Here is a 23300-nt window from a genome sequence, read left to right as displayed (position 1 = left end):
AATGAATACAATAAATATTTTAAATAAAAGAAATAGCCATTTTTACTTTTTTACCTCGCTCTTTGAGGTGAAAAAGGGAGCAATATTGAGTTTTTTTATTTTCTTTTTAAATATTACCAGTGCTCAGACGTTGCAAGAATATATAAGAGAAGCAAAAGAAAATAATCCTGAACTTAAGGCAGCTCAGAATGTATTAGATGTAAGTTTAGAAAAGGTACATGAAGTTGGAGGGTTGCCGAATACAACAATTGGAACAGGATATTTCGTAAGTGAACCAGAAACACGAACTGGAGCCCAAAAAGCTAGATTCAATGTGCAGCAGAATATCCCTTGGTTTGGAACAATAAAAGCAAGAAAAGAAACTGCTTCTACTGAAAGTGAGGTAAATAAAAATGAATTAGAAATTGCAAAAAGGAAAATTACCTTGCTGGTAGAGCAAACTTATTATAGGCTATATGAATTAAAGGCAAGACAAAAAATATTAGTAGAACAAAATAAGCTATTAGATACTTATATTGAGATTGCACTTAAAGAAGTTGAGAATAATAGAGCATCTACCGTAGATGTCTTAAAATTTAATATCGCAAAAAATAATCTTCAGAACGAAGAAGAGATTTTAAAAGGAAAAATTCTTACGGCTGAAACAGCAATGAATCAATTGTTACATAGAGATGGTTTTGATCCATTAGTAGTTCCAGATAATTTATTTATTCCCGAAGAAGAACCTACAATGATATTAGATGATATCACGTACCATCCCGAATTGATGACTTATGATCATTTAGGTGATTTATTAGATAAAAAAGAGAGTGTTAATGCCAAAGAATCTTTGCCTTCAATAGGTATAGGTTTAGATTACGTAATTGTTGAAGAACGACCAAATATTAGTTTTTCTGATAATGGAAAAGACATTGTTATGCCAAAGATTTCACTTTCTGTTCCTCTTTTTTCTAAAAAACACAAGTCGCGTTCTAAACAGTATGAGTTACAAAAGGAGGAAGTATATCAAAAAAGAGAAGCTTCTCAGAATAACCTAGAAAATATGATGGAAGAAGCAATAAATAATAGGATTACCGCTCGAATTAATTACGACACACAACAAAAAAATATAATGCAGGCTAAACAAGCAGAAGAGATAATATTATCAGCATACCAAACAACTCAGCTTAATTTTGAAGATGTGTTAGATGTACAACAGATGTTGTTAGATTTCGAAAACAAGAAAATTGAAGCTATAGCAATGTATTTTATGCAAACGGCAGTGCTGAATTATTTAAGGTAGTATAATAGAAAAAAGTAGTAATAACAAAAAGATAAAATAATGAATAAAATATTTTTAAAAACCATTCTTGCAGGTATAATAGTTGTATCAATTTATTCCTGTGGGAAGGATCAGAAGGAATCAAAAAAAGAGATTCCAGTAAAAGAAGAAGTAGCTGTAGAAAGCAATGTGGATCTTAATCTTACAGATTCTAGAAGTGAAATTGTTTTTGATGATGATAATGTTACCAAAATTTATGATCAATATTTATTGATAAAAAGAGGGCTGGTAAATTCTAATTTTAAGGTTGTACAGCAAGAAGCGAAAAAGATGGATAATTTTATAAAGGATACAGATCAAACAAAACAATTAAAATCTACAACAAAATTAATCGCTCTTACTAAAGATATTAAAAAGCAAAGAGATTTTTTTGTAACACTTACGGTAGAAACCGAAAAATTAATTAATACTTCTGCCATTACTTCTGGAGAGGTATATAAGCAATTTTGTCCAATGGCTTTTGATGGAAATGGAGGATATTGGTTATCCGACTCTAAAGAAGTACGTAATCCTTACTATGGCAATAAAATGCTAAAATGTGGGAGCGTTAATGAAACAATAAAATGAAAATAAAATATCATATAGATGGGATGACCTGCGAAGGTTGCAGATCAGGATTAGAACAAGTTTTGACTAGTATTCCAGAAGTATCTGACGCTAACGTAAGTCTAGAGCGTAAAGAAGCTATTATTGTTTTTAATCAGAAGTTGACTATTGATGACTTAATGAAAACAATTCCAACTAAGTATACAATTACAGAAAAAGGAAATCAAAATTATAATGCAGTAGAAGATATTCTCGTATCAGATAAGAGTGAATTAAAACAATTATTGCCACTTTTTTTGATTTTTGGATATATCACTAGTGCATCTGTAATGATCAATTATCAATCGTGGAATACGGATGATTTTATGATGGATTTTATGGGGTTGTTTTATGTCGTTTTTAGTTTTTTTAAAATACTAGATTTAAAAGGTTTTTTCGGGTCGTTTGCAATGTATGACCCTTTGGCTAAAAAAATATCCTTTTATAGTTGGGTATATCCTTTTATAGAAGTTGGATTAGGGTTGATGTTTTTAATGCGATTTAAAATTGATATAGCATTAATAATTACCATATTAATTTTGGGTATCACAACCATTGGTGTTACTAAAGTATTAATAGACAAAAGAAGTATCCAGTGTGCTTGTTTAGGAACAGCTCTAAAATTGCCGATGACTAAAGCTACTTTTATTGAGAATTCGATTATGCTAGGAATGGCTTTTTGGATGCTCATAAAAATATATTCATAGAAGAAATATTGATAGAATGGTTAAAAGAAAAACAGCAATATTTATAAGAAAAGCACATCGTTATCTGGGCGTGTTTTTAGGAATACAATTTTTAATGTGGACAATTAGTGGATTATATTTCAGTTGGACGGATATTGATGAGATTCATGGTGATCAATTTAAAAATGAAATAACTCCAGTAGTACATTCTAATTTGTTAAAGTTAGATTCGACTTTTTTACTACCTGCAGTTTCTTCTTTAGAATTAAGAACAATAGCAGGTCACCCATTTTATTGGGTAAATGATAGTGTTTTAATAGATGCTAAGTCTGGAAAATTAAAATCAAGAATATCAAAAGAAGAAGCGTTAAAGATAGCTTCAGTACATATGCGATCTGATTTAGAGGTTACTTCAATTGATTTTATTGACGAAGTTGGAAAACATCACGAGTATAGAGGAAGATCATTACCTGCATTTGTAATTAATTATAATCATCCAGATAATGTAAAAGCATATATCTCTGCCTTAGATGGTTCTTTTCAGAGAGTAAGACATCGATCTTGGAGATGGTTCGATTTTTTGTGGATGACACATACGATGGATTATGAAGGAAGAGATGATTTTAATACTAAGGTGTTAAGAGTTTTTTCTCTATTAGGGTTGATAACGGTACTTAGCGGTTTTTTACTTTGGTATGTTTCCTCTCCAACACTTAGGAAATTTTTTAAAAGATAATTATGATGAAGAAAAATGTTGTTTATATAATCATTTCAATATTGATTGGGTTGCTTTTAGGGTATCTTATTTTTGATGGTAATTCGACTAGCGAATTTATTGAAGAACACAATCATTCGGCAGAAGTTTTAGATCAAATGTGGACATGTTCGATGCATCCGAAAATTATGAAATCCGAACCTGGAGATTGTCCAATATGTGGGATGGATTTGGTGCGTTCTGAAATCAAAGAAAATGGACTTTCGATGGATCAGTTTAGTATGACTGAAAATGCAATGGCTTTAGCTAATATTCGGACCTCTGTGGTAGGTATGACGACTTCAGAATCGCAAGAGGTGAAATTATCAGGTAAGATTAAAGAAAATGAAGAAACCAATACGGTTCAGGTAACCCATTTTTCGGGTAGAGTAGAAAAATTGTTGATTAATTCGGTAGGAGATAAAGTTTATAAAGGACAAACAATTGCAATTTTATATTCTCCGGAATTAGTGGCTGCTCAGCAAGAGTTGTTAACCGCTGTTAAATTAAAAAAAGAACAACCAGCTCTATATAAGGCGGTAAGGAATAAGTTGAAGCTAAGGAAAATTTCAGAAGATCAAATTGATTTAATCGAATCTTCTGGAAAAATCAAAGAAACATTTCCTATCCATGCGCATATGTCTGGTGTAGTTTCTGAAAAAATAATAGAAGAAGGAAATCATGTGGATAGAGGGCAAATATTATATAAAATATCAAATTTAAATTCGTTGTGGGCATCTTTTGATGCTTATGAGAATCAAATTTCTTTATTAAAAATTGGACAACATATTAAAATTAAAACGAAAGCATATCCCGAGATGAATTTTGATGCTAAAATTTCATTTATAGATCCAGTTTTAGATACAAATACAAGAACGATAACTGTGAGAGCTGTACTTGTAAATAAAGATAATGTTTTTAAACCTGGAATGTTTATAGAAGGAGTTATTGCGGTAGCAAACCAGGAATCTAATAAAACAATTGCAATACCTAGAAGTGCGGTCTTATGGACCGGAAAACGTTCAATTGTATATGTAAAGGTTAAATCTGATCAACCTGTTTTTGAGATGAGAGAAGTAACACTTGGCACTTCTTATGAGCACGAATATCAAATTTTAGAAGGCATAAAAGAAGGAGAGACAATTGTGACAAACGGAACTTTTACGGTAGACGCTGCGGCTCAATTGCAAGGCAAACGATCTATGATGAATCAGACAGAAACAACTGGTTCATCGGATAAAGAAGAAAGTGAGAAAATAAACCTAACAGGTGATTTTCAAAAAAGGTTTCTTCGGACATTGTCAGTGTATTTTAAGTTAAAAGATGCTTTGGTAAAGAGTGATGCTAAAGAAGCTTCCGTGTTTTCTGAAAAAATGATAGAAGGGCTAGAAGATATAGATACTAAGGAGTTACAAAACGATGTTGGCAAATATTTGAAGGAAGTTTTACTTGTTTTAGAATTAATCAAAGAAAAAGAAAGTCTAGAAGAACAAAGAGATTACTTTATTAGTCTAAATGAAAATTTAGAGAGTATGATTAAAAGAATAGATAGTTTTTCTGAACACATATATATTCAAAAGTGTCCAATGGCAGGCAACAATAAAGGGGCTATTTGGTTAAGTAAGGAAAAAGAAATTAGGAACCCTTATTTTGGAGAAGCAATGCTTACTTGTGGTAGTATAATTGATACCCTAGGAAGAAAATAACTTACTTAGAATAAATATTTTTAAACTCCTAAATGTTAAAATATTAACGTTTTTCTTTCATTGTAGGTGAAAACAACGTATCTTTAATTTAGGGAAATATTGGATTACGTTTTTTATTAGATTACAATCGTTAGTATTGTGGGGTGTTTTTTTAAAAACTCACCTACGATATGTTTTGCTATTGTTGTAAAATTAGATACTAATAAATATTGTGGTCAAAAACGAAAGGGATATGGTAAAAAAACTACTATTTATTACATTTTTAGCCTTACTTTTTTCTTGTAAGGAAACCTCTGTCACTACTATGACCAGTGCTAGTACATTAGCATTGTTAGAAAAATCAAAAGCCATTCAGTTAAGAGCGGAAAGGGTAGAAAAGAATATGCAGAAATGGCAAGATTCTTTAGATAGATTCGATAACAAGACAGTAGAGCAAAGTCCAATTGAGGATGGAGAGTTTGTAAATATTGAGGAATTATCTAATTATTTTGTGTTAGACATGAAATACGCCACCAGCGATAATTTTTTGAAAAAAGCAGTTTATTCTTGTGCTAAGTGTTATGTAAGAGGAGTTGTTGCCAAAGCACTAATTGCAGCTAATAAAGATTTTATGGCAAAAGGATATCGAATTAAGTTGTTTGATTGCTATAGACCGCATAGTGTACAGAAAAAGATGTGGAAAATATTTCCTAATCCTGGGTATGTTGCTGATCCTAAAGGAGGATCAATTCATAATAAGGGAGCTGCCGTAGATATAACCCTTACTGATTTGAAAGGGAATCAACTTGATATGGGTACTAAATTCGATCATTTTGGTAAAGAAGCACATCATTCTTATAAGTCGCTATCTGATGAGGTACTTGCTAATCGTAAACTACTTAAAGAAATTATGGAAAAACATGGTTTCTCTATTATTAGAACAGAATGGTGGCACTATAACTTTAAAAATAAAAAGTTTAAGATTTCTGATTTTAGATGGAAATGTGGTTAAAAATAGGAGTACTTTCTTATTTATAAAAACAATTAAAACCAAGTTTAAAATTATCGATTAAATGGATTTTCATTGATCCAATGAAACCCTCTATTAATCAATAAGAATTCTTCTCGTTCTTTCTTTTTAGCAATAATTTTAAGATTATCACATTTGTAAGTTCCTTCAAAAGTATAGATGCTATCCTTTTTCGTATAAGAAAAACTTCTTATATCTGTGCTATCACTATATGAAATTAGATTTAATGTTTGTGATGTCGAATCTGTTTTTTCTTTAAGTCGAATAAACATTTCATCCATAGTCTGAATATTACTATATCGTTTATCTACTATTAAGCGTTTCCAGCGGATAGTGTCTGTTGTTAATGGAGGTAAAGTGTCATCGTTTTTAATGAATTCTTTTACTTCGTAAATACCAAATAAAGCTGGTTTTGGCGCTTTTTTACCCCACTGTTTTTCTCCTTCAATAGAACCTTCGATATTGGTGTAAAATAGATATCCTATAACTATAATTTTTATTGAAATAGCAGCAATTTGTAGTTTCTTTTTACTAAAATATTGCGGAATATCTTTTTGATTCACCGTTTTGTTTAGAACAAAGAAATTTAGAATGTCTTTAATATCTGGTGCTAATAAAAATAATCCCATTATTGTTAGTAAAGCACTATACAACTTTACAGGAATATCATAACTCATGTTCATCATGAAAACATTGAACATTACACCTATGATCATAAATGAACCTAAAAGTGTAGTTTTTCTAAAAATCAATAATATCCCAGCAATGATTTCTGCATAACCTGAAAATTTCGTATAAGTATCACTATACTCCATAAAATTCCACATTAACCCCATAGGAGATTGATTACCAAAAGGTTTGATGAGGTCTATATTTCGTAACTCCGAAAATTGAAGGGTGAAAGCTTTAGAAAACCCATAAGAAAACATAGTAGCAATTAGGTAATACCTAACAAGGGTTCTTGTGTAAAGTAATAACTTGTTGTAGTTAGATCTTTTTAAATCAATAATGCTCCAGATGATAGTAGCGATAACTGCAATGTATAAGTATACGAATTGAAATACATAATCAGCCGTAGTATCTCCACTTCCCGAAGGTTGCATAGATATTTCATACGTGATATTTAGGATGTTTTTTCCACTCCAAAGACATAACTGCTCAAATCCGTCGTAATAGAAAGAGAAAATATTCCCTAGTCCTGGAATTAAACCTATATAATAGAATGGAAACGGAAAGATGTTTAGAAAGAGATAAACAAAAAAGAATCTAAAAATAATTTTTGTTGATAACTTCCAGTTATCTTGAGTATTGATATCTTGTGTGACTGGCATTTGATTGATGGTTTGTTATATTACTTTTATAAGACTACAAGTGTAGTTAGATGTTACAAAAAAACAGCATTCGTTTAAAACGAATGCTGTAAGAGCACAATTATAAAATCGGAAAAAATTAGAATTGTTTAATTTTAGTGTGGTAGCTTTAATAGCTTTTTAACTATATGATTTTAATCTATTATAAGTATTTATAAGCTTGTGTTGTTAAAAATTCTTCAAATCTATCAGTGGTAACTAAGTTGTGAAATATCTGGATTGCATTTTGATAATTTTCACTATCAAAAAGATCTTTTCCTGCTTGATCTTCTATGGTTTTCAATTCATCTTCAAAAAGAATATGAAACATATTAGAATTCAGTCTCAACCCATTATCAAGTTTTACTTCGTTTTTGAGCCATTGCCAGATTTGGGTTCTGCTAATTTCTGCGGTAGCGGCATCTTCCATAAGATCGTATAGAGCTACAGCACCATTTCCTCCTAACCAAGTTGCGATATAGTGTATGCCAACATTAATGTTTTCTCGGATTCCCTTTTCTGTTATAGTTCCTTGAGGGATTTCTAAAAGATCTTCTTCTGTTACAACTACATCTTCTCTTTTTACATCTAATTGATTTGCTTCTTGCATATGCATATCGAAAACACCCATAGCTAATGGTACCAGACCTGGATGTGCTACCCAAGTTCCATCATGACCATTCTTTACTTCACGTTCTTTATCAGCTTTTACTTTGGCAAATGCTTGCTTGTTTCTTTCTTCATCATTTTTGATCGGAATTTGAGCTGCCATACCTCCTATGGCTAATATATTCCTTTTATGACATCGTTGTATTACTCTTTTGCTATAAGCATCCATAAATGGACTTGTCATAGTTACTTGAGCACGATCGGGAACTACAAAACCTTTATGATTTCTTAGTTTTTTGATGTAACTAAATATATAATCCCACCTTCCACAGTTTAATCCAACAATATGTTCTTTTAATGCATAAATGATTTCATCTAATTGAAAACTAGCTGTAATAGTTTCTACTAGCACAGTAACTTTTATAGTTGCATGTTCTAAACCAAGATATTCTTCAGAAAAATCGATCACGTCATTCCACCAGATTGCCTCTGTAAAATGTTCTAGTTTAGGGATGTAATAATAAGGAGCGGTGCCATTTTCTTTTAGTTGTTCGTTGTTATGAAATACATACAATGCAAAATCAAAAAGAGAAGCACTAATTTCTTTGTTTTCTATTAAAAGATGTTTCTCATTAAGGTGTAATCCTCTGGGACGTACAATTAATGTAGCTACTTCTTCATTTAGCTGATACGTTTTATCTTTCTTAGGATTGTAGAACGAAATAGTTTTGTTGACGGCATCCATGAGATTTTTTTGTCCTTGTAAACAGTTTTCCCATAAAGGAGCATTACTGTCTTCAAAATCTGCCATGAATGTTTTTGCACCCGAGTTTAAGGCATTGATGACCATTTTTCTGTCAACAGGACCTGTGATCTCTACTCTTCTATCCAGAAGATCTGCAGGTATTGGAGCTGCGGACCATTCACTATTGCGAATTTCTTTAGTGTTTTCCGGAAATGCTGGAAAAGTTTCTAGATCAAACAGTTGTTGCTGTTGTTCTCTGTTGTTTAAAAGTGCTAATCGTCTTCCGTCAAAACGATTATGCAAAGCTTCAAGAAAAGCTAAAGCACCATCCGTAAGAATCTCTGGATGATAATTTTTCACCTCTTTTGTAAAGCTAATTTTCTGACTTAGGTTTGTTTGAGTTTCCATAACTATATCGTTTGAGTGAACAATATTAAAAAAAAGTTTTTTATAAAACAAGCGAACGTTCGCTAAATGTGAATTTTTTGTTTTTGAAAATATTCGCGAAAATCCCTACTTTTGGCTTTATGGCAATAGCAGAAGAATATATTAGATTGATTTTTGGTCTGAAAATCAAGCAAATACGGACAGATAAAGACTTGTCGCTTTTTGGTTTATCCAAGTTAAGTGGGTTGTCTAAGTCGTACCTTAATGAGATAGAAAAAGGAAAAAAATATCCAAAAACAGATAAGATAATTAAGCTTGCAGAAACCTTAGAGGTGCCTTATGATAGTTTAGTTTCCTTAAAATTAGATAAAAACCTTGCTCCAATTGGAGAAATTTTACAGTCAGGAATTCTTGATGAAATTCCACTAGAGTTATTTGGAATCCAGCAAAGTGACCTTATTGATATTATCGCGAATGCCCCTTCTAAGGTAAATGCATTTATAAGTACTATCATAGAAATTGCTCAGCATTATAATATGAGTAGAGAAGGTTTTTATTTAGCTTCTTTACGATCTTATCAAGAAGCGCATAACAATTTTTTCAAGGATTTAGAAGATACTGCCGTACGATTTGCCAATTCTTATCAATTAGACTTGTCGGGTAATATTGCTGCGTCAGAATTAGAAGAGATTTTGATCGAGGAGTATGGTTATACTATTAATACTGCAGGAATACCGCATCACGAAGAGTTGGATAATCTGAGATCTGTATTTGTACCATCAACAAAAACACTCCTTTTATCAGATAGAGTAGATGAGCCGCAGAAAACATTTATCTATGCAAAGGAGTTGGGGTATCAATATATGGAGATTAAACAGCGACCTTATACTTTTTCTTGGATACGTTATGATAATTTCGAAGAGGTATTGCATAATTTTTATGCTTCTTATTTTGCAGGGGCATTAATTATACCTAGGAATCATTTAAAAGGTCATCTAAAAGATCTTTTTACTGGAAAACGTTTTTCCGAAAAATCTTTTCATAAAATAATGAAGCTGTATAATGCTTCTCCAGAATCCTTTTACCAACGTCTAACTAATATTTTGCCTAAGGATTTTGGAATGCAGAATGTTTTCTTTTTAAGGTTTACTCATAGAAAAGGAATGGAGCGATTTAATTTAGTGAAGGAATTGCATATCACGCATCAACAACAACCTCATGCAAATGAGATTAATGAGCATTACTGTAGGAGATGGATGGCTATTAAAACATTACAACGTACTGCAAGTGATGATCTATCTTATTCTTTCGATATTCAGATTTCTGATTATGCAGATACGGATCAACAATATCTTGTGTTTACGTCTGCTACCAAAGATCCATTTAGAAAAGATTATTATCGTAGTATTGGTATTGGATTTTTAATATCATCTTCTTTGGAGAAAAAAATTGCATTTGTTAATGATTCTAAAATTCCAAAGGTGAAGGTTGGAGTTACTTGCGAATCTTGTTCTATTATGGATTGCGAGGTTAGAAAAGCACCACCAAAGCGATTATTAGCAAAAGAAAAATATAAAAGAACTTCAAGATTGGTAGCCGATATTGTTAAGGAGTATTCGTAATTACAATTAGTTCAATTATTAACGAAAAACGTTATTTAATTTATTTAAATATTGTGATGTAGTCTCTTTTAAATACATTCCCATTGCGATAGCTGTTTTATCTAATAAATTCATTTTGAAAAATGAATAATCAAAATGATATGATTTTCCGCTGGTTAAATCTATACGCTTTTGTGTTAAAATTTCGCATTCAGAACGAGAGATGTTATTTACTCCTCCAGCGTTGATATAATTGCGTAATCGATCTTCGGTATTTGCTAAAGCTTCTTCTAGAATTGATAAACTTGCTGCTGCATCTGCAAGAATTTTTCTTTGCATATTGATATGATCAATTGCTATTTCTTTATCTGATTGTACTTGCTTATCGGTCTTTTGGATGGAATAATAATCCTTATCAATATCACGATTAAATTGTTTAATTGTTTCTAGGTGTATGCTTCCTAGATCTCGCATTGAGGTAATGACAGCTTCAAATTTGTTTTGAAGTAAATTATAGTAATCACGTTCTTTTGCTAAAGTACCTTGATCGTATTTATCTTTTGCAACTAAGAAAAAATCAATGATTCCTTTTTCGATTTCATGATCGATTGCTCTGGTATTGGTAAGTAGCTTAGAAAATGGCTCTGCCTTTGTATTAAATTGTTTTGATAGTATTAATATCTCATCTAATGACTCTTTTCCTGTTTCTTGAAAACGATCATTGTCCAGGTCTATAGGCTGGGATTTAGAATCATTGGCTTTGCTCTTCTTTCCATCTTCTTCAAATAAGTCATCATATAGACTAGGCATACTACTAGTGAAGGTTAAAGTTGGTTTATTTTTTTATGAATCCAAAGATACTATTTTTAGAAAAAGGTTTTAATCATTGGGAATTCAATATTGATATTAAAAACAAACCCCGTTTCAAATTTTTGAAACGGGGTTAAGTATTTTAGCATAAACTAGCTAATTTTATATCTATAGCAATTTGCTATTACATCATTCCTGGCATTCCTCCACCCATTGGTGGCATTCCACCTCCAGCAGGAGCATCTTCTTTGATATCAATTAATGCACATTCCGTAGTAAGGATCATTCCTGAGACAGAAGCTGCATTTTCTAAAGCAATACGAGTCACTTTTTTAGGGTCAATGATACCAGCTTTTAGCATATCTACATATGCTTCGGATTTTGCATCATATCCAAAATCGTCTTTGCCTTCTAATACTTTAGAGATTACAACAGATCCTTCTCCACCTGCATTTTCTACAATCGTTCTTAATGGAGCTTCTATAGCACGGTTTACAATTTGTATTCCTGTAGCTTCATCAGCGTTTTCAGTTTTTACTTTTTCTAGAACAGATTTAGCTCTAACTAAAGCAACACCTCCACCAGCAACAATACCTTCTTCTACTGCAGCACGAGTAGCATGAAGTGCATCATCCACACGATCCTTCTTCTCTTTCATTTCTACTTCAGAAGCAGCACCAACATATAAAACAGCAACACCACCAGCTAATTTAGCTAAACGCTCTTGTAGCTTTTCTCTATCGTAATCAGAAGTAGTTGTTTCGATCTGAGATTTGATTTGATTTACTCTGTTTTTGATTAAATCTTCAGCACCAGCTCCGTTTACAACAGTTGTATTGTCTTTATCAATAGCTACTTTTTCTGCAGTACCTAAATGTTCAATAGTTGTGTTTTCTAAAGTAAATCCTCTTTCTTCAGAAATTACAGTACCTCCTGTTAGAATAGCAATATCTTCTAACATAGCTTTACGTCTGTCACCAAAACCGGGAGCTTTTACAGCTGCGATTTTTAATGCGCCACGAAGTTTATTTACAACTAGTGTTGCTAATGCTTCTCCGTCTACATCTTCTGCAATAATTAAAAGAGGCTTCCCTGTTTGAGCAACTGGCTCAAGAACAGGTAATAAATCTTTCATTGCTGATATTTTTTTGTCAAATAAAAGAATATAAGGATTTTCTAAATCTGCAGTCATTTTCTCGCTGTTAGTAACGAAATATGGAGAAAGGTATCCTCTGTCGAACTGCATTCCTTCTACAACATCTACGTGAGTATCTGTTCCTTTAGCTTCTTCTACTGTAATAACTCCTTCTTTTCCTACTTTTCCGAAAGCTTTGGCAATAAGATCTCCAATAGTTTCATCATTGTTAGCAGAAATAGCTGCTACTTGCTTGATTTTGTCCGAAGAGCTTCCCACTTCTTTAGTCTGCTTTTCTAAATCTGCTGTAATTGCTAAAACGGCTTTGTCTATTCCACGTTTTAGATCCATTGGATTAGCTCCAGCAGCTACGTTTTTAAGACCTTCTTTTACGATAGCTTGTGCTAAAACGGTAGCAGTAGTTGTACCGTCTCCAGCAAGATCATTTGTTTTAGAAGCTACTTCTTTTACCATTTGCGCTCCCATATTCTCTAGAGCATCTTCTAATTCTACTTCTTTAGCTACAGAAACACCATCTTTAGTTACCTGAGGAGCACCAAATGATTTACTAATGATTACATTACGACCTTTAGGCCCTAAGGTTACTTTTACTGCATTTGCTAATGCATCTACACCACGTTTGATTCCGTCACGTGCTTCTATATCAAATTTTATGTCTTTAGCCATAATATTTTTAATTTTTTAATCTTGAATTCCTGATTTACTTCAGGGTATCAAAAATTTAGATTTGTGTTTTGATTGAATGTTAAACGATTGCTAGGATATCATCCTCGCGCATTATTAAATAATCGTTACCGTCTAATTTTAATTCAGTACCAGAATATTTTCCATAAAGTACAGTATCACCAACTTTTACGGTCATTTCGTGATCTTTTTTACCGCTACCTACAGCAGCTACTTTACCTTTTTGTTGCTTTTCCTGTGCTGAATCAGGGATGTATAATCCTGATGCCGTTTGCGTTTCCGCTGGAAGTGGCTCAATAACCACACGATCCGAAAGAGGTTTAATATTTACTCCCATTATTATTGGTTTTATATTTTTAAATTAAAATGAATTATTTGATGCTATGCATTTCAGAAATTATGCCAGTGGCTTGATACTGACAAATTGAAACAAAAAATGCCGACTGTATGACAAGTCGGCATTGTATCTTGGTTTCATAAACTGAATTATTCTTCAGGTGTGTCATCCGTTGCAGGAGCAACAGGTGCATCCTGAATCAATTCTATATCATTCGTGTCTACTGTTGGATCTTGATTTGTAGCTCCATCCATTAAGTCTACATTAGATAAAAGAATAAGAACTAATAGCAGTGTTGCTAATGCCCAAGTACTTTTATCTAAGAAATCTGTGGTTTTTTTTACACCGCCTAATTGTTGTGTTCCTCCTCCACCGAAAGAAGACGATAAACCTCCTCCTTTAGGGTTCTGAACCATAATTACTACTACCAGTAAAAATGACACAACTACGATTAATATTAAAAAGATTGAAAACGTTGTCATTATATATTGTTATTTATTTTCTTGTAATTTTTTTACCGCTCGAATTTGGTCTGCAAAGAAACCACTTTTTTCGGGATTTTTCAAAATTAATATTTTATATGCCTGAATTGCCTTTTTGTATTTTTTTTGAGCTAAATAAACTCTAGCCAAAGTCTCTGTCATTAGCTCGTCTGGAGCTACCATATGTTCATTAGCTAAATTTCGAGATGGGGCATTTTTTTCTGCTGGTTTGATCTTTGGGTTGTTGGCAATAAATTCATCGATAAGGTTAAACTTGTGTTCTTGGTCAGAAGGTTTTTCAATTTCACCTTTTTTGTCTTCGGTTTGATTTTTTACTTCAGTTTCTCTGTCAATTGGTTGTATGGACGAAAGTTTTAACCATTCTGCAAAAGAATGCGCTTCTTTTTTATCAAAATCAAATGGTTTATCTATATCCAATTCTTTTTCGGCATCTTTTGCAATTATAGTGTTTTCAGGTTTATTATTTTTTTCTGATTGTTCTATGATTGTTTCTGCAATTGTAATATTATTAGGGGTATCTTCATCTTTATGAGAGAACAAAGATGGGTCAAGTACATCTTCAGCTTCTTCCATATTCATGGATACAGCATCGTCTATGGAGATTCTTTCGAGTACTTTAACTTCTTGCGCGTCTACAACATCGATATCACTATTGATCTTCTTTTCTGTATCAAGTGTTTTGATACTGTTATTAAAGAGCTCAGATGTTATAAAATCAAACAAAACTCCTCTGTCAGTAGTATAAGCTGCTGTAGTTTTTAATTCTTGATTGTATCTGAAGTTTTCATCTTCTTTAAGCCCTTTTAAGAGTAAAGATCTTACAGACTGAAAATAAGGAAACTCTTGAATGATTTTCACTAGATTTTCTGTTTGTTCCTTTTTTATAGATAAAGGGTTTTGAAATAGATATGTAAGTTCTTTGGTATTCAAAAAATAATAATTTAAGGTTTTACCACTTTGCTAATGTAGCATTTAGTATATCCTGAGTAATTCTGTCATAGATTATTTGGACAGCTTCATCTCTAACAGCTGTCTCAGCTTGTGTAGCTGGGTAGTCGAAAAAGAATGAAAAACGTTGTTCTAAATCTTCCTTAGGGTTCTTTATGTCATAAAAACGAACATTTACAGCAATGGTAAGTCTGTTTTGTGCAGCTGTATTTGCTGATGTTGCATTGGTTGGGGCTACATAATATTGAACAATTTCGCCTTCATAGGCAATATCTCCGTTAGAAGTTACCAGGTCTAGATTAGTTTGATTTAATATCAAATCTTGTAACTGATTGGTAAACGTTTGATCAATTCCAGGGATAATGATTGATGCTTGATTTTGGAAAAAACCTACTTGAAATGTAGTTGCTGTAGTGTTTATTCCACTAAAAGAGTATGCCCCACATCCTTGGATTATAATAATTCCGATGATTGCTACAATGGTATATTTAATTTTGTGTACCAATTTTATATGTTTTTAATGAGTGTTTATTTTTTGTGTTAAAGATCGTATTGTTTAATCTTTCTATATAAGGTGCGCTCACTTATTCCTAATTCTTCTGCCGCCGCTTTCCTTTTTCCGCGATGACGTTCCAGAGATTTTTTAATTAACTCTAATTCTTTATCATGTAAGGAAAGAGTTTCTTCTTCTTCAATTTCCTCTGCAAAATGATATTTGTCTTCGTCTTTTTTAATTGTGTCAGAAGGGGTTATTTGTAAAACTTCTGTTGTTTGCGTTACAGGTTCTTCAAAAGGTGTTTCTTCTTCTTTTTCTTCCCGATAAATCTTTCTAATTAACCCTTCATTTTCTTTCTGTACCTGTTGAGAATTTCCACTTTGCATTAATTCCATCGTCAGCTTTTTGAGATCATTAAGATCGTTTTTCATGTCAAAAAGCACTTTGTATAGTATCTCTCGTTCATTGCTAAAATCACTATCTTTTTTGTCCGAAGATATTATAGCGGGTAAATTACTTCCAATATCAGGTAAATATCCTCGTAATGTGCTAGCGGATATCGTTCTGTTTTGTTCAAGGACTGATATTTGTTCTGCAATGTTGCGTAATTGCCTGATATTACCGCTCCAATGATATTTCTCTAGTAATTGAGCAGCAGCATCTTCTAGTCGAATAGTTGGCATCTTATATTTTGTAGCAAAATCAGAAGCAAATTTTCTGAATAAGAGGTGTATGTCTTGCTCACGATCTCGCAAAGGAGGTAATAGGATCTCTACTGTACTTAGGCGATAATATAGATCTTCCCTAAACTTTTCTTTTTTGATAGCTTCGAACATATTTACATTTGTTGCTGCCACAATTCGTACATCAGTTTTTTGGACTTTAGACGATCCTACTTTAATAAACTCACCATTTTCTAGTACTCTTAATAGTCTTACTTGTGTTGTTAGTGGTAACTCTCCAACTTCATCAAGAAATATAGTTCCACCATCTGCTACTTCAAAATATCCACTTCTGGTTGAGGTAGCTCCGGTAAAGGCTCCTTTTTCATGGCCAAATAGTTCACTATCGATTGTTCCTTCTGGAATAGCACCGCAATTGACAGCGATATATTTACCGTGTTTTCGATGTGATAACGAATGAACAATTTTTGGGATACTTTCCTTACCAACACCGCTTTCTCCAGTAACCAGAACCGATATATCCGTAGGAGCTACCTGAATAGCTTTTTCTATGGATCGGTTTAGTTTAGGATTGTTTCCTATAATACCGAATCGCTGTTTTGTGGCTTGAACTGATTCCATGTGATAAACTATATTGGTTGTTTAAATTGTTTTTTTAATTATTGTCAGAGTATTCAACAGCCTCTCCAAGTAGTGTTGCACTGGTACACTCATCAATACGAACCATTACAAAATCTCCAATTTTGTAATCTCCTTTAGGGAAAACGGCGACTATATTCTGAGTATTTCTTCCACTCCAGTGTGCATCGGATTTTTTTGATTCTTTTTCGATTAATATTTCCATAGTTTTACCTAAGAATGCTTCATGTCTTTCAGTACTATGGCGGCGTTGAGCTGTAATAATTTCGTTAAGTCTTCTCTTTTTAGTAGCTTCAGGAACATCATCTTCTAATTTACGACCAGCTAAAGTTCCTGGGCGTTCAGAATAAGCAAACATAAACCCGTATTCGTATTTTACATATTCCATTAAGGATAATGTATCTTGGTGATCTTCCTCGGTTTCCGTAGGAAACCCTGTGATAATATCCTGAGAAATAGCACAATCAGGAATCAACCTTTTAATATTGTCGATTAATTCAAAATATTCTTGACGAGTATGTAAACGATTCATTTCTTTAAGAATGCGATCACTACCACTCTGTATAGGTAAGTGGATATATTTACAAATGTTTTTATGGTTTGCCATTACTTTTATAACATCTAATGTCATATCCTGAGGATTAGATGTAGTAAAACGTAATCTTATTTTAGGATGTTTTTCTGCAACCATATCCAATAACTTAGCAAAATTTACCGCAGTAGCTTTTTGAAAATCACTTGCTTTTTCAAAGTCTTTTTTCAATCCTCCACCGTACCATAGATAGCTATCTACATTTTGACCTAATAGGGTAATTTCTTTGAATTTTTTTGCAGCTAAGTCATCGATTTCTTCCATGATACTTTGTGGATCACGGCTACGTTCTCTACCCCTTGTGAAAGGAACTACACAAAATGTACACATATTATCACAGCCTCTGGTGATAGATACAAATGCAGAAACACCGTTGCTTTGTAAGCGAACAGGAGAAATATCTCCGTATGTTTCTTCTTTAGAGAGTATTACATTCACTGCGTTACGCCCTGCGTCTACTTCTTCAATGAGATTAGGAAGGTCTTTATATGCATCCGGACCAACTACAAGGTCTACAATTTTTTCTTCCTCTAGGAATTTACTTTTAAGACGTTCTGCCATGCATCCGAGAACACCTACTTTCATTTTTGGGTTAATTCTTTTTACAGCATTATATTTTTCCAGACGTTTTCTTACCGTAAGTTCTGCTTTTTCGCGAATAGAGCAAGTGTTTACAAGGACCAAATCAGCATCTTCAAGCTTTTGGGTAGTATTAAATCCTTCTTTTGCTAAAATTGAAGCAACAATTTCACTATCACTAAAATTCATTTGACACCCATAGCTTTCAATAAAAAGCTTCCTAGTGTTTCCTTCTTTATTATCTAAAGACAATGCCTGTCCTTGAATGTTCTCGTCAATAATCTTCTCCATGTATAATAATGTCCTTGCTGATTTAACTCAAATAGTGTGCAAAGATACTCTTTAAAACGATATATGACAAAGTGGCAGTGTTATATTTGTTTAAATATTTATATTTGAGATAACTAATTAACTAAATCCATACGCATTATGAATTCCAACCAGCTCTTTGAAAAAATAGAAAACAGTAATTCTGTCGATTTTGGAAATATTTTTAATAATAGTATAGAGCTTTTTAAGAAAGTCTGGTTGCAGGGCTTTGTTCATTTGTTAATTTCTTTGGTTATAATGATCCCTTTACTTATTGTGATTTATATACCTCTTTTTGCAATAATTGGAGTGGCTGGATTAGAAAATAGTTATGGAGATTATGGGTATGTTCAAGAAGACTTGTCTATAGGTATGGGAATTTTATTTGTAATATTAGTTATTATAGTATCTATGGTAGCCTCTGCGTTTCAATTAGCTATAACGGCTCATTTTTATAGGGTTTGTAAACAGGTGGATATGGGGCTTCCCCAGACCACCAGTTATTTTATGTTTTTTAAAGGTAAATATTTAGGTAAAATATTCACGTTAGCGATAGCAACTTTTGGGATTGCGTTATTAGCAGCATCTCTATGCTATCTTCCTCTTTTTTATGTTATAGTTCCTTTGCAATTGTTAGGGGTTATTTTTGCTTTTAATCCAGATGTCAGTGCTTCTGATTTAATCAAGGCAAGTTTTAAATTCGGGAATAAAATTTGGTTAATCGCTTTCGGATTGATTTTTATTTCATCAATGTTAGCACAAATAGTAGGAATGATATTGTGTTTTATAGGAATTTTCTTTACGGCTTCTTTTGTCTACTTGCCTATATATTATTTATATAAAGATGGTATAGGTTTTGAAAATGAAAATGAATCTGAAAGCTGGAACGTAATTGTAGAATAATAAATAAAACAAAACCTGCTAATCTGCAGGTTTTTTTATGATAATTTCTGAGAAAAAATTTTGATCTCGAAAAATTGATATACTTTTGTTCTCAGAAAAAAGCCCTCGTGGCTGGGTAACTACCAACTAAAAATGTTTATTAGAGATTCCATCTGTAAACTAATAGACATTAATTATCAACAGATGAAAAAAAAGGATTATGGCTAAGAATTTAGTGATTGTGGAGTCACCGGCTAAGGCAAAGACAATAGAAAAGTTTCTAGGAAAAGACTATAAAGTAGCTTCTAGTTTCGGACATATTGCTGATTTGCCGGCAAAAGAACTTGGAGTAGATGTAGAAGAAGGTTTTAAACCTAAGTATATTGTCTCCAAGGATAAGAAAGATGTGGTTAAGAAATTAAAAGATCTTTCTAAGAAGGCCGAGATGGTTTGGTTGGCGAGTGATGAAGATCGAGAAGGAGAAGCTATTGCTTGGCACTTAGCAGAGGAGTTGAAGTTGGATAAAGAGAGAACCCGTCGTATTGTTTTTCATGAGATTACTAAAAAAGCTATACTTAAAGCAATAGAGAATCCAAGGAGTATAGATTATAATCTGGTAAATGCACAGCAAGCCAGAAGAGTACTGGATAGGTTAGTAGGATATGAGTTATCTCCCGTATTATGGAGAAAAGTAAAGGGAGGGTTATCTGCTGGTAGAGTACAATCGGTATCAGTTCGTTTAATCGTAGAGAGAGAACGTGATATACTTGGTTTTACACCTATAGCTTCATATCGTATTGATGCTGAGTTTTCTAATGAAAAAGGAAAGTCTTTTAAAGCAAAATTACCTAAGAACTTTAAAACAAAAGCTGAAGCTGAAGCATTTTTACAAAAAAATCTTGGAGCAGGATTTCAAGTCGCAGATCTTACTACAAAACCGGCAAAAAAATCTCCAGCTCCCCCATTTACAACATCTACACTACAACAGGAGGCTTCGAGAAAACTATATTTTTCTGTTAGTAAGACAATGACCATGGCGCAACGTCTGTACGAAGCAGGATTGATTACATATATGAGAACGGATAGTGTTAACCTGTCTACCGAAGCCCAGAATAGTGCAAAAGCAGAAATAATTTCTGCATATGGAGATGAGTATAGTAATCCTAAGCAATATAAAGGTAAATCAAAAGGTGCTCAAGAAGCTCACGAAGCGATAAGACCTACAGATTTTGCCAGGCATACAGTTCCTGTTGATCATGATCAACAACGCTTGTATGAATTAATTTGGAAAAGAGCGATCGCTTCACAGATGAGTGATGCTAAATTAGAAAGAACCAATGTTAAAATTGGATCGACTTCACATAATGAGCAATTCGTTGCAAATGGAGAGGTGATAAAATTTGAAGGTTTTCTAAAAGTTTATTTAGAGGGCAATGATGATGAAGATGAAGAACAAAGTGGAATTCTTCCTGCAATGAAGGTGGGAGAGAGTTTGTTTAATAATTATGTAACCGCTACCGAAAGGTTTACAAGACCGCCAAGCAGGTATTCAGAAGCAGCTTTGGTTAAGAAGTTAGAAGAATTAGGTATTGGTCGTCCATCTACATATGCGCCAACAATTTCTACTATTCAAAATAGAAACTATATAGAGAAAGGTTCTAAAGAAGGAGAAGAACGAGGATATGTACAGATTACGCTTTCTGGAGATGCCATTAAAGAAAAAAATCTAAAGGAAAAAGTTGGTAGTGATAAAGGAAAATTAATTCCAACTGATGTAGGTATGGTAGTTAATGACTTTTTAGTAAATCATTTTTCCTCTATTTTAGATTATAATTTTACTGCAAAAGTAGAACAGGACTTTGATGAAATTGCTGAAGGTCAAGAGGACTGGACACATGTGATGAAGGAGTTTTATGATGAGTTTCATCCTAGAGTGGAGGATGTTGCTCAGAATGCGGAACGTGAAGTAGGAGAAAGAATTTTGGGAGAAGATCCAGAATCAGGAAAACCAGTAAGTGTTCGTTTAGGTAAATTTGGCCCTATGGTGCAGATTGGTACGGCAGAAGATGAGGATAAGCCTAGGTTTGCTAGTTTGGCTCCGGGACAAACATTAAGTAGTGTTACTTTTGAAGAGGCAATGGATTTGTTTCAATTACCAAAGGAACTTGGAGATTATAAGGGAGAAACAGTTACTGTTAATAATGGACGTTTTGGACCTTATGTGAAATTTGGAGCTAAATTTGTTTCTTTAGATAAAGGAGAAGATCCATTAAGTACTTCTCTAGAGAGAGCAATAGAGCTTATTGATGCAAAGGAGAAAGCAGATGCTCCTATATATACCTATGAAGATTTACCAGTACAGAAAGGTACAGGTAGATTTGGTCCATTTATTAAATGGAAAGGTATGTTTATTAATGTGAATAAAAAATATGACTTTGATAATCTTTCTGATGAAGATATAATTCAGCTTATTGAAGAAAAGAAACAAAAAGAGATAGATAAAGTAATTCACAATTGGGAAGAAGAAGGTATCAGGGTTGAGAAAGCAAGATGGGGCCGAAGTAATATAATAAAAGGTAAAACTAAAATTGAATTACCTAAAACCGTGGATGCTACTAAGCTTACTTTAGAGAAAGTGAAAGATCTTATTGAAAAGAATGCTCCAAAGAAAAAGACAGCAAAGAAAAAAACTACAAAAAAGACTACTAAAAAGAAATAAGCTTAAAATATGTCGTTAGAATTCCTTTCGCCGGTTAGCGAAATAGTAGCTGCGCATGTTGCTTTGCTTCCAGATCAAGCACTTGGAAAAGAAATTAAGATCCATACCTCCGAGTATGGAGTGCCAGAGTTAGATAAGGTGAACATTGCAATAATTGGTGTTAGAGAAAATAGGAATGATATTAATTTTTTAGGAGAGGATCTTTATTTTGATACCATTCGTAAATCTTTATATGATCTTTTCCCAGGCAACTGGGATACTTCGATTGTAGATCTTGGAGATATTATTCCTGGAGAAGAGGTTAGTGATACCTATTTTTTAATGAAAGATGTTCTTTCAATGCTACTTCAAAAAAATGTTACACCTCTAATTATTGGAGGAAGTCAAGATCTGGTGTATGGTCAATATCGTGCTTTCGATATTTTAGAAAGGATGGTTAACTTAGTAAATGTAGATAGTAGATTTGATTTAGGAAATACTTCTCAACCGATAAAAAATAATTCTTTCGTTGGTAAAATTATTGTAGAGCAACCATATAATCTTTTTAATTATAGTAACATTGGGTATCAAACTTATTTTAATTCTCAAGAAGAGATAGATCTTATTGAAAAGCTATATTTCGATGCCTATAGGCTAGGAGAGGTTACTCATGATGTTACTATTGTTGAGCCAATTATGAGAGATGCTGATATTGTAGCTATTGATCTTGGCGCGATGAGTTCTACCTGTCTTGACTATAAATACGCTTCTCCAAATGGATTTAATGGAAGAGAGATTTGTGCTATAGCAAGATATGCAGGTATTAGCGATAAAGTAAAAAGTTTTGGAGTGTATGAATTTAAAAATTTTAAACATGAAGAAACCACAGCTTTATTAATTGCTCAAATATTATGGTATTTTATTGAAGGAGTTAATTATAGGTCTAACGAACTGGATATTAAGAATCAAGCAGGAACGCTTCATTATAATGTACCAATAGAAGACGAGGTTCTTTCATTTTATAAGAGTCCTAAAACAGAAAGATGGTGGATAGAAATACCATTTATTTCATCTGGAAATAATAAATTGAAAAGACACACGTTATTACCTTGCACATACAACGATTATGAGCGTGCTTGTAATCAAGAAATACCTGAAAGATGGTATAAGGCAAAACGAAAAAACGAAGTTTAACATTTTTATTAGGGAGATTTAAGGTTTTTTTTAGAAAA

General features: G+C 32.9%; 20 protein-coding genes. 10 read left to right on the top strand and 10 right to left on the bottom strand.

What is annotated here, in order from left to right; translation table 11 throughout:
* Window position 1: 1 nt before the first annotated feature.
* The 6 genes from D1815_RS14125 to D1815_RS14100 all read left to right on the top strand — a co-directional run bounded on the left by D1815_RS14125 (window position 2) and on the right by D1815_RS14100 (window position 6043).
* Window positions 2-1282: a TolC family protein gene (locus tag D1815_RS14125; protein WP_147404025.1), complete on the top strand. Its 1281-nt coding sequence runs from the start codon at window positions 2-4 to the stop codon at window positions 1280-1282.
* Window positions 1283-1321: 39 nt separating this feature from the next.
* Entirely contained in the window at window positions 1322-1888 is a 567-nt protein-coding gene (locus tag D1815_RS14120; RefSeq protein ID WP_118387726.1) for a DUF3347 domain-containing protein, read from the top strand.
* Complete coding sequence (locus tag D1815_RS14115) at window positions 1885-2613, top strand: heavy-metal-associated domain-containing protein (RefSeq protein ID WP_118387724.1); 729 nt, start codon at window positions 1885-1887, stop codon at window positions 2611-2613. Before D1815_RS14120 ends, D1815_RS14115 begins: the two co-directional genes overlap by 4 nt.
* A 16-nt stretch (window positions 2614-2629) precedes the next feature.
* Complete coding sequence (locus tag D1815_RS14110) at window positions 2630-3328, top strand: PepSY domain-containing protein (RefSeq protein ID WP_118387722.1); 699 nt, start codon at window positions 2630-2632, stop codon at window positions 3326-3328.
* A 2-nt stretch (window positions 3329-3330) separates the two neighbouring features.
* Window positions 3331-5052: an efflux RND transporter periplasmic adaptor subunit gene (locus D1815_RS14105; protein ID WP_369899297.1), complete on the top strand. Its 1722-nt coding sequence runs from the start codon at window positions 3331-3333 to the stop codon at window positions 5050-5052.
* Between the two features lie 232 nt (window positions 5053-5284).
* Entirely contained in the window at window positions 5285-6043 is a 759-nt protein-coding gene (locus tag D1815_RS14100) for a M15 family metallopeptidase (protein WP_118387720.1), read from the top strand.
* Between the two features lie 50 nt (window positions 6044-6093).
* Here D1815_RS14100 and D1815_RS14095 read toward each other — a convergent pair whose 3' ends face one another.
* Together D1815_RS14095 and aceB are read right to left on the bottom strand one after the other, a co-directional pair.
* Complete coding sequence (locus tag D1815_RS14095) at window positions 6094-7392, bottom strand: hypothetical protein (RefSeq protein WP_027394996.1); 1299 nt, start codon at window positions 7390-7392, stop codon at window positions 6094-6096.
* Between the two features lie 181 nt (window positions 7393-7573).
* Window positions 7574-9172, bottom strand: coding sequence for a malate synthase A (gene aceB / locus D1815_RS14090; RefSeq protein WP_118387718.1), 1599 nt, complete (start codon window positions 9170-9172; stop codon window positions 7574-7576).
* Between the two features lie 125 nt (window positions 9173-9297).
* Between aceB and D1815_RS14085 the strand changes: the two genes are divergently transcribed.
* Window positions 9298-10773 carry a helix-turn-helix domain-containing protein gene (locus D1815_RS14085; protein ID WP_118390007.1) on the top strand — a complete coding sequence of 492 codons (1476 nt, stop codon included), beginning with the start codon at window positions 9298-9300 and terminating at the stop codon, window positions 10771-10773.
* An 18-nt stretch (window positions 10774-10791) separates the two neighbouring features.
* Here D1815_RS14085 and D1815_RS14080 read toward each other — a convergent pair whose 3' ends face one another.
* The 8 genes from D1815_RS14080 to miaB form a co-directional block, all read right to left on the bottom strand.
* Window positions 10792-11562 carry a hypothetical protein gene (locus D1815_RS14080; RefSeq protein WP_027394999.1) on the bottom strand — a complete coding sequence of 257 codons (771 nt, stop codon included), beginning with the start codon at window positions 11560-11562 and terminating at the stop codon, window positions 10792-10794.
* Window positions 11563-11746: 184 nt separating this feature from the next.
* On the bottom strand, window positions 11747-13384 hold the full coding sequence (groL, locus tag D1815_RS14075) for a chaperonin GroEL (protein WP_027395000.1): 1638 nt from the start codon (window positions 13382-13384) through the stop codon (window positions 11747-11749).
* A 79-nt stretch (window positions 13385-13463) separates the two neighbouring features.
* Window positions 13464-13739 (bottom strand): co-chaperone GroES, encoded by a 276-nt coding sequence (gene groES, locus D1815_RS14070; protein WP_027395001.1) that lies wholly within the window; start codon window positions 13737-13739, stop codon window positions 13464-13466.
* A gap of 149 nt (window positions 13740-13888) precedes the next feature.
* On the bottom strand, window positions 13889-14221 hold the full coding sequence (secG, locus tag D1815_RS14065; protein WP_118387716.1) for a preprotein translocase subunit SecG: 333 nt from the start codon (window positions 14219-14221) through the stop codon (window positions 13889-13891).
* Window positions 14222-14230: 9 nt separating this feature from the next.
* On the bottom strand, window positions 14231-15172 hold the full coding sequence (locus tag D1815_RS14060; protein ID WP_118387714.1) for a hypothetical protein: 942 nt from the start codon (window positions 15170-15172) through the stop codon (window positions 14231-14233).
* Between the two features lie 19 nt (window positions 15173-15191).
* Window positions 15192-15695 carry an LptE family protein gene (locus tag D1815_RS14055; RefSeq protein ID WP_233557497.1) on the bottom strand — a complete coding sequence of 168 codons (504 nt, stop codon included), beginning with the start codon at window positions 15693-15695 and terminating at the stop codon, window positions 15192-15194.
* A 35-nt stretch (window positions 15696-15730) separates the two neighbouring features.
* The gene (locus tag D1815_RS14050) at window positions 15731-16990 is read right to left on the bottom strand and encodes a sigma-54-dependent Fis family transcriptional regulator (RefSeq protein ID WP_118387712.1); all 1260 of its coding nucleotides are present in this window, start codon (window positions 16988-16990) and stop codon (window positions 15731-15733) included.
* Window positions 16991-17024: 34 nt separating this feature from the next.
* Entirely contained in the window at window positions 17025-18470 is a 1446-nt protein-coding gene (gene miaB / locus D1815_RS14045; RefSeq protein WP_118387710.1) for a tRNA (N6-isopentenyl adenosine(37)-C2)-methylthiotransferase MiaB, read from the bottom strand.
* Between the two features lie 138 nt (window positions 18471-18608).
* On the opposite strand from miaB, the gene D1815_RS14040 reads away from it, so the two are divergent.
* The 3 genes from D1815_RS14040 to D1815_RS14030 all read left to right on the top strand — a co-directional run bounded on the left by D1815_RS14040 (window position 18609) and on the right by D1815_RS14030 (window position 23262).
* Window positions 18609-19391, top strand: a complete 783-nt coding sequence (locus D1815_RS14040) for a hypothetical protein (RefSeq protein WP_118387708.1) — start codon at window positions 18609-18611, stop codon at window positions 19389-19391.
* Window positions 19392-19590: 199 nt separating this feature from the next.
* Window positions 19591-22089 carry a type I DNA topoisomerase gene (gene topA / locus D1815_RS14035; protein ID WP_027395008.1) on the top strand — a complete coding sequence of 833 codons (2499 nt, stop codon included), beginning with the start codon at window positions 19591-19593 and terminating at the stop codon, window positions 22087-22089.
* A gap of 9 nt (window positions 22090-22098) precedes the next feature.
* Window positions 22099-23262, top strand: coding sequence for a formimidoylglutamase (locus tag D1815_RS14030; protein WP_027395009.1), 1164 nt, complete (start codon window positions 22099-22101; stop codon window positions 23260-23262).
* The last annotated feature ends 38 nt before the right edge of the window (window positions 23263-23300 follow it).

Source organism: Aquimarina sp. AD1, from assembly GCF_003443695.1.
Lineage (GTDB): Bacteria > Bacteroidota > Bacteroidia > Flavobacteriales > Flavobacteriaceae > Aquimarina > Aquimarina latercula.
This window is presented reverse-complemented; position numbering and strand designations above follow the sequence as displayed.